Annotated in this window: 4 protein-coding genes and 1 riboswitch; of the genes, 1 reads left to right on the forward strand and 3 read right to left on the reverse strand. The window is 64.9% G+C overall.

The genetic code is table 11. The annotated features are described in order from the left end of the window. From KG698_RS14760 to thiB, 3 genes are all read right to left on the reverse strand, one after another. Window positions 1-237: ATP-binding cassette domain-containing protein (locus tag KG698_RS14760; protein WP_213686308.1), on the reverse strand; the 237-nt coding region annotated here is incomplete at its 3' end. Beyond that, entirely contained in the window at window positions 221-1,789 is a 1,569-nt protein-coding gene (locus KG698_RS14765; RefSeq protein ID WP_213686309.1) for an ABC transporter permease subunit, read from the reverse strand. The genes KG698_RS14760 and KG698_RS14765, both read right to left, overlap by 17 nt. Then, window positions 1,765-2,751 (reverse strand): thiamine ABC transporter substrate binding subunit, encoded by a 987-nt coding sequence (gene thiB / locus KG698_RS14770; protein WP_213684963.1) that lies wholly within the window; start codon window positions 2,749-2,751, stop codon window positions 1,765-1,767. Before thiB ends, KG698_RS14765 begins: the two co-directional genes overlap by 25 nt. Before the next feature lie 46 nt (window positions 2,752-2,797). After that, window positions 2,798-2,902: riboswitch (TPP riboswitch) on the reverse strand. A 95-nt stretch (window positions 2,903-2,997) separates the two neighbouring features. On the opposite strand from thiB, the gene aroC reads away from it, so the two are divergent. Further along, window positions 2,998-4,073: chorismate synthase (gene aroC / locus KG698_RS14775; protein WP_213686310.1), on the forward strand; the 1,076-nt coding region annotated here is incomplete at its 3' end.

Genomic DNA, 4,073 nt, shown 5'->3' on the forward strand with positions numbered 1-4,073 from the left:
ATCTTGGAACAGGATCGAAATGGGCCGCGCGGCAACAACCGCCTCGGTGATATCCGTGCCATCCCACAAGATACGCCCAAGGTCGGGCCGCACAAAGCCCGCGATCAGCGATAAAAGCGTGCTTTTCCCGCTGCCCGATGGACCAAGCACAGCCACCCTTTCGCCCGCAGCGACCCCCGCCGAGAGCGACAGCACAAAGCCGTCTTGCGTCAACGCCACATCATCGAGTTGCAGCATCAAGCCGTCCCCCACGGTCAAACATCCAAAACAGCCCAAGCGTCAGCGCCATCAGCAGCAGCGCCGCCCCTTGGGCGTCATCGGTGCGATAGGCCCCCATCAGCCGGTACATCTCAAGCGGAAGCGTGCCCTGCCCCGGCATGGAGAACAGCGCGATCACGCCAAGATCGCCCATCGAGAACGCCGCCGCCAACCCCGCGCCAAAGCCCAAGGGGCGCGCGAGACGCGGCAAGATCGCATGGCGGAGCCGCGCCAAGCCGCGCATGCCCAGCGCATCGGCCAAGCGGCCCTGCGTCGCCTCGGCCATGATCGCCGCAGGCACCAGCGCGCGCAGGATAAAGGGCAGCGCCACCAGCGCATTGACCAGCCCCGTGATGGGCAAGGCCAGCGCCACCGGATTGGCGATGGACCTGATCACGATGAAAAGCCCTGTTCCGATCACTAAAGGCGAGACCGCGATTGTTAGAAAGGCCAGCATCTCGACCAGCCCGGGCCGGGCCAGCCGCGCGGTCAAAAGCGCGATGGGCAGGGCCAGTGCCACCGCCAGCGCGGTCGAGGCCAGCGCCAAAAGGATAGACCGCAGCGCCGCCGCCCAAACCTGTGGCGGCAAGCTGGGCAGCGCGGGCAACCCCTTGAGCGCTACGGCCAGCATCGGCAAAAGCAAGAAAAGGGCTGCGGCTATGATCGCGGCCACATCAAACAGACGCGCCCATGCGCTGTCACCGGGCCAAGGCAATGCTGGCCGGTCAAGGCCCGCGCCCACCTCTTGGCGGCGGATCGCGCCGAAGGCCAGCGCGCCCGCTGTCACGCAGATCGCGACTTGGATCAGCCCCAAAAGCGCCGCGCGCCCAAGGTCGAAATCGAAGCGAAAGGCTTGGTAGATCGCAAGTTCGACCGTGGTGGCGCGCGGCCCGCCGCCAAGGATCAGCGCCACCGCAAAGCTCGTGGTGCAGATCAAAAAGATCAACAGCCCCGCCCCCGGCAGCACCGCGCGCAAAAGCGGGCGCTCGAAATGGCGGCGCATGTCGCGGGCGGAAAACCCCAGCGATGTGGCAAGCCGCATCCGTTCGGCGGGTATCACCTGCCAGCCCTGCAAGATGAGACGCACCGCCAAGGGCAGGTTCAGGAACACATGCGCCTGCACAACGCCCTGTAGCCCGTAAATGTCGACCCGCCCCAGCCCGATCCCCGCCAGCGCGTCATTCAACCATCCGGCGCGACCGAACACCGCCAAAAGGCCCAGCACCGCGACGATGACCGGCAAAAGAAACGGCGCGCCCATCAAGGTGACAAGCGCACCGCGCCCTGAGAACGACCGCCGCGCCAGCGCGCGCGCCACGGGGATGGCCAGCGCCACGCTGAACAGTGCCGACAGCGCGGCTTGCCAGAGCGTAAAGCGGATCGCGGCCAGATCGCCGGGGCCGAGCGCGGGGGGCCAATCGGCGCGCGCCATCACCGCGCCCAGCGGCACCAGCACGCAAAGCAAGACGAGCGCGACACTTGCCGCGCCCGCCCATTGGATCACGCTCAGCGGGCGAGCGCGGCTTGCCATATCGCCAAGGCCGCATCCCGCATCGCGGGGGCGTCATCCGGCGCCACCAGCAATGCCGTTTCGGGCTGGATCAAGGTATCAAACCCATCGGGGAGCGCTGCGGGGTCAAGGGCTGCGGGATACATCCAGTTGGTCGTTGGGATCACCTCTTGAAAGGCGGGCTGCAGCATGAACTCCAAGAAAGCCGTGGCAAGTTCCGGCTGGTCGCTGCCCGCAAGCATCCCGGCCACCTCGATCTGCATATAATGCCCCTCCTCGAAGTGGGCGGCGGCATAGCCTGCATCCTCTTCGGCGATCAGGTGATAGGCGGGCGATGTGGTATAGCTCAGCACCATATCGGCCTCGCCTTCCAGGAACAGGCCATAGGCCTCGGACCAGCCGGGGGTGACGGTGACGATATTGTCTGACAACCCCTCCCAGATCGCGGCGGCATTGTCGCCATGCGCGGCCTGCACCCACATCAAAAGCCCAAGGCCGGGGGTCGAGGATCGGGGGTCTTGGATCACGATGGAGATATCCGAGGCCGCAAGGGCGCCAAAGGATGTCGGCACATTGGCCAGATCAGCGCGGTGGACAAAGGCGAAATAGCCCCAATCAAAGGGCAGGAATTCGGCGTCATCCCAAGCAACCGGCAGGGTCAGGCCGGTGGGCGTAATGCCATGGGGGGCAAATAACCCCGTTTCGCGCGCGGCAGCCGTCAGGTTGGTATCAAGGCCCAGCACGATATCGGCCTCGGTGGCGTCGCCCTCCAGCCGCAACCGCGCCAAAAGTGCTGCGCCATCGCCTGCACCCACGAATTGCAGGTCACAGGCGCATTGCGCCTCGAACGCCGCCTCGATCGCGGGGCCGGGGCCCCAATCAGAGACGAAGCTGTCATAGGTGTAGACCGTCAGCACCGGGGATTGCGCGAACGCCGCCCCCGCAACAACAGACAGTCCCGCAGCCATGATGGTGTGTTTCATTTCTCACTCCTCCATTGCGACGGGCGAAGTGAGGTCGGTCATGTCGTCATGACCCGCAGACCTTCCCTCCGCCGGTCCTAACCGGTTCAGGTTCAACGGGTTCACGCAACGCGCGCATCTCAGGCCAAACAGGCCACCCCGAGGTGTGACAACATCTAGTCTTGGCCATGGACAGGTGCAAGCGGCTTGGCATTTTCTTCGCTTGCCGTTACGCCCTTTGACACGGCAGCAAGGGATGATCGCGCGATGAGCCTCAACAGTTTCGGCCACATGTTCCGTGTCACGACCTGGGGCGAAAGCCACGGGCCAGCACTGGGTGCGACGGTCGATGGCTGCCCGCCGGGCGTGCCAGTCGTGGCCGAGGCGATCCAGCATTGGCTGGACCGGCGCAAACCGGGGCAGAACAAATACACCACCCAGCGCCGCGAACCCGATGAGGTGGAGATCCTCTCGGGTGTCTATGAAGGGCAATCGACCGGAACGCCGATCCAACTGATGATCCGCAATACCGACCAGCGGTCCAAGGATTACAGCGAGATTGCCGAGAAATTTCGTCCGGGTCATGCCGATATCACCTATTGGCAAAAATATGGCATCCGCGATCCGCGCGGCGGTGGGCGGTCCAGCGCGCGCGAAACGGCGGCGCGCGTGGCCGCAGGTGGTGTGGCGCGCGCCGCACTGGCGCAGATGGTGCCGGGGCTGAGCATCACAGGCTATATGGTGCAGATGGGGCCGCACGGCATTGACCGCGCGCGTTTCGACTGGGACCAGATCGAGGAAAACCCGTTTTGGACACCCGATCCGCAAGCCGCCGCCGATTGGGCCGATTACCTTGATGGCTTGCGCAAATCCGGCGACAGCGTGGGCGCGGTGATCGAGGTTGTGGCGCGCGGCGTGCCCGCTGGGCTTGGCGCGCCGATCTATGGCAAGCTCGACAGCGATTTGGCATCCGCGATGATGTCGATCAACGCGGTCAAGGGTGTTGAAATCGGCGATGGCATGGCCGCGGCGGCCCTGACCGGCAGCGCCAATGCCGATGAGATCAGCATGGGTGCGGATGGGCCAATCTATCGCTCGAACCACGCGGGCGGCATTCTTGGTGGGATATCCACAGGCCAAGATGTCGTGGTGCGGTTCGCGGTCAAACCAACCTCATCCATCCTGACGCCGCGCCAGACCATCACCAAATCGGGCGATCCGGCTGAGATCGTCACCAAAGGCCGCCACGATCCTTGCGTGGGCATCCGCGCGGTCCCCGTGGGCGAGGCGATGATGGCCTGTGTTCTGCTCGACCACATGCTGTTGCATCGCGGGCAGGTCGG

This window comes from Roseicyclus sp. (assembly GCF_018402035.1).
GTDB lineage: Bacteria > Pseudomonadota > Alphaproteobacteria > Rhodobacterales > Rhodobacteraceae > Roseicyclus.